The sequence below is a fragment of the Nostoc cf. edaphicum LEGE 07299 genome (assembly GCF_015207245.1).
Taxonomy (GTDB): Bacteria; Cyanobacteriota; Cyanobacteriia; order Cyanobacteriales; family Nostocaceae; genus Nostoc; species Nostoc edaphicum_B.
Map to the genome: position 1 here is coordinate 1 of NZ_JADEXF010000720.1, position 3331 is coordinate 3331.

The following is a 3331-nucleotide window of genomic DNA, read 5'->3' on the forward strand; positions in this document are numbered from 1 at the left end:
CGCAAAGAAGTAGGCAACGACTTTCATTTGCAATTCAAAATTAGTGCCGTTGACTATAACAACGCCGTCACCTTTTGGGAAAAACCAGGTAATACCATAGAAGATTCCATCCAAGTTTGTAAATGGGCAGAAGAAGCTGGGGCTGATGCCGTCCATGTGTCAACTGGTAGCTTATTTCCTCACCCACTCAATCCCATTGGTGATTTTAATTTTGATGTCATTACTAGAACTTATGATGCCATGTTGTCAAGTGGTGTCGAAACCACACGCAACTACATTTTATTTCGCAAAGCATTTTTGCATCCAATTTTCAATTTTTTATGGAATCGTGTGAAAAAGCAATTGCCTCCTCAAGCATTTAGTGGTGATGATGTAAAAGACCCGAAAATCAAGCAGTTACTAATAGAGAACCAAGGCAGAAACTTACTAGATTCCAGAGAAATTAAAAAGCACGTTAATATTCCCGTATTATGTACAGGTGGTTTACAGCAAGCTTCTTATATTCGTCAGGCAATAAATGATCATTATTGTGATGGGGTGACAATGGCTCGTACCCTAATTGCTAATAATGACCTAGTTAAATCTTTTCAAGCAGGTAAAGACCTGGCAGATAAACCCTGTACTTATTGCAATAAATGTCTGCTGAATGTAATTGAAAATCCCTTGGGTTGTTACGAGCAGGATCGCTTCAATAGCTATGAAGAAATGATGGAAGAAGTAATGTCAGTCTTTCATGAAACTCAGTTTGCAAATTTATCTAGATAAAAAAGCGATGCGTATCACATCGACAATTTCGCTTACAAATAATCTTGAAATAATGGGGAGTGTTTCATGACTGAACAAACAAACCCTACCTTACTTCCAACCTCAATCAAGGGAATATTCCAGCGGATTTGGGTTGTAATTGTAGGTATTGTAGCAGTAGCAATATTTTTCCTTTGGCCTGTTTTGTCCAACTCCCCAGTGGATTATGCTGATATTGAAAACCACTTTAAATATGGTTCAATCGGCAGCGAACAGGTCAATGGCATCCCTTACTGGATTTGGAAAGTTTTACCAGAATTATTCCCAGATAAATTACCTGGAAAAGGTTACACTTCTCTGGGATTTATCAAAGAACCTGACAAAGATTTGCCTATAGGTTTTTCGCAACGGCGAGTCTTTATCGATAGAGTTGGGTTGAATTGTGCTGTATGTCATACAGGAACGCTGCGAAATACCCCCAATAGCGAACATCAAGTCATCACGACAATGCCTGCTAATGTGGTTAATTTGCAGGGATATATCAAATTCTTATCAGCAGTTGGTGTAGATGAGCGCTTTACTGCTAACCGGATGTTGCCAGAAATTGAAAAAATCAGTGGGGGTCTTAATCCCATTGAAAAGTTACTTTATCGCTTCATTGCAATTCCTCAAACTAGAGATGCACTAATTAATCAGGCATCTCGACTTAATTTCGTTGAAAAACAACCAGATTGGGGCCCAGGAAGAGTAGATACTTTTAATCCTTATAAAGCAATTCAATTCCATTTCCCAATGGATAAATTACGTGAGGATGAACTGATTGGTACTTCTGATTTTCCCTCAGTTTGGAATCAAGAACCCCGTGAGGGATTGCAGTTACATTGGGATGGTAATAATACTTCTGTTGATGAACGAAATAAGAGTGCGGCTTTAGGCGCTGGAGTCACACCCACAACAATCGATTTACCTCGAATTCAGAGAGTTGCTGATTGGCTTTGGGAACTACCACCACCAAAATATCCCTACGAAGTTAACGAAACTATAGCAGCGAAGGGAGAACAGCTTTTTCAAAGCAATTGTGCTAGTTGTCACGCTTTTGGTGGTGCATATACAGGCAAAGTTGTCCCAATTCAAGAAATTGGTACAGACCCTCATCGTCTTGACTCATATACCTACAAAACGATGTCTAACCAAAATACTCTGTATACAGGGTATCCGTGGCGCTTTAAGAATTTCCGTAAGACTAATGGCTATGCAAATATGCCCCTTGATGGTGTTTGGTTACGTGGCCCTTATCTGCACAATGGCTCAGTTCCCACCTTACGGGATTTATTAGAAACACCAGAAAATAGACCTAAAGAATTCTATCGTGGCTACGATGTCATTGACAGAGCAAAAGTTGGCTTTGTATCCGATGTCGGTGTAGAAAACGGTAAGCAATACTTTAAGTTCGATACCACAAAACCTGGAAATAGTAACAGTGGTCATTTATATGGTACCGATCTTCCTACAGAAGATAAAGATGCACTAGTTGAGTACATGAAAAAGCTTTAAAAGGATAAAAAAATGAATAATTACGCTAAATGGTTTAGTCGCGTTACTTGGGTTGGCATTATTGTTAATATGCTTTTTGTCATTCCCTCTTGCTTCTTTCCAGAACTAATGTTGACGTTCCTTAAAATGCATATACCAGAGCCAATTATCTGGGTTCGTGCTGCGGGAATGCTGTTGTTTATTATTAGTGCATTTTATATTCCTGGGGCACTTGACCCGTATCGATATCAGGCAACTGCCTGGATATCAATATTTCCTTCAAGAGCTTTTGGCTCAACATTTTTCATTTGTGCAGTACTTTTCTTTGGGCAAGATAAAGGATTTTTATCCATTGCCTTTGTAGACCTGTTTTTTGGATTAGCGGAACTAGTTCTTCTGACCCTAGCAATGCGTAGCAAAATGCAATCACTGCAATTCCAGTGAAGCAATTATCCTAATTTTATCCCTAGTTTAGTGTAGATATATTCCTGCACTACAAACAGATTCTTCTGCAAAGGAGCAAAAGAGTGCCATGACAATACTCAAAAATAAAATAGGTAGGGTAATCACAAGCATTGTTTTAATTGTGGTTCTTTTAGCTGGTGTAGTTGGGTATGTGGGATGGTACAACCTTTTTCGAGAGGTTCCCACATATTATGAATCGCCTGAAGAACACTTTAAATATGGTTCTATTGGCACAGAAGAAGCGCAAGGTGTTCCCTATTGGATTTGGCTGGTACTACCACGAATATTCCCTGATAAATTACCAGGGCCTGGTGGTTATACTTCCTTGGGAATCACATGGGAAGAAGGTAAAGAAATGCCAGTTGGGTTTACGAAAAAAACCATTGGCTTCCCTCGCGTCGGTATAACTTGTGCTGTTTGCCATACTGCTACCTATAGAAAAACAGAGAGAGATAACCCACAATTGTAGCTGCTGCTCCTGCTAATAAGTTTGATTCACAAGGCTATTTACGATTTTTGAGTGCAACTGCTGGTGATGCCAGATTTACAGCAGATTATATCCTTGATGAAATCAAATATAATTACAACC

Annotated in this window: 3 protein-coding genes and 1 pseudogene; all 4 read left to right on the top strand. The window is 39.3% G+C overall.

Features of this window, described 5'->3' with window-relative positions; all coding sequences use genetic code 11:
* Nucleotides 1–765, top strand: a pseudogene (locus IQ229_RS19490) (NADH:flavin oxidoreductase); the annotation flags it as partial.
* Between the two features lie 66 nt (nucleotides 766–831).
* Entirely contained in the window at nucleotides 832–2298 is a 1467-nt protein-coding gene (locus IQ229_RS19495) for a c-type cytochrome (RefSeq protein ID WP_194046580.1), read from the top strand.
* Nucleotides 2299–2310: 12 nt separating this feature from the next.
* Nucleotides 2311–2721 carry a hypothetical protein gene (locus IQ229_RS19500; RefSeq protein ID WP_194046581.1) on the top strand — a complete coding sequence of 137 codons (411 nt, stop codon included), beginning with the start codon at nucleotides 2311–2313 and terminating at the stop codon, nucleotides 2719–2721.
* Nucleotides 2722–2809: 88 nt separating this feature from the next.
* Complete coding sequence (locus IQ229_RS19505) at nucleotides 2810–3211, top strand: hypothetical protein (protein ID WP_228013579.1); 402 nt, start codon at nucleotides 2810–2812, stop codon at nucleotides 3209–3211.
* Nucleotides 3212–3331 lie beyond the last annotated feature (120 nt).

What these genes read in the sequence shown, in the direction of transcription:
- IQ229_RS19495 (WP_194046580.1), top strand. Translation starts at nt 832, where the DNA reads ATGACTGAACAAACAAACCCTACCTTACTTCCAACCTCAATCAAGGGA.
- IQ229_RS19500 (WP_194046581.1), top strand. Translation starts at nt 2,311, where the DNA reads ATGAATAATTACGCTAAATGGTTTAGTCGCGTTACTTGGGTTGGCATT.
- IQ229_RS19505 (WP_228013579.1), top strand. Translation starts at nt 2,810, where the DNA reads ATGACAATACTCAAAAATAAAATAGGTAGGGTAATCACAAGCATTGTT.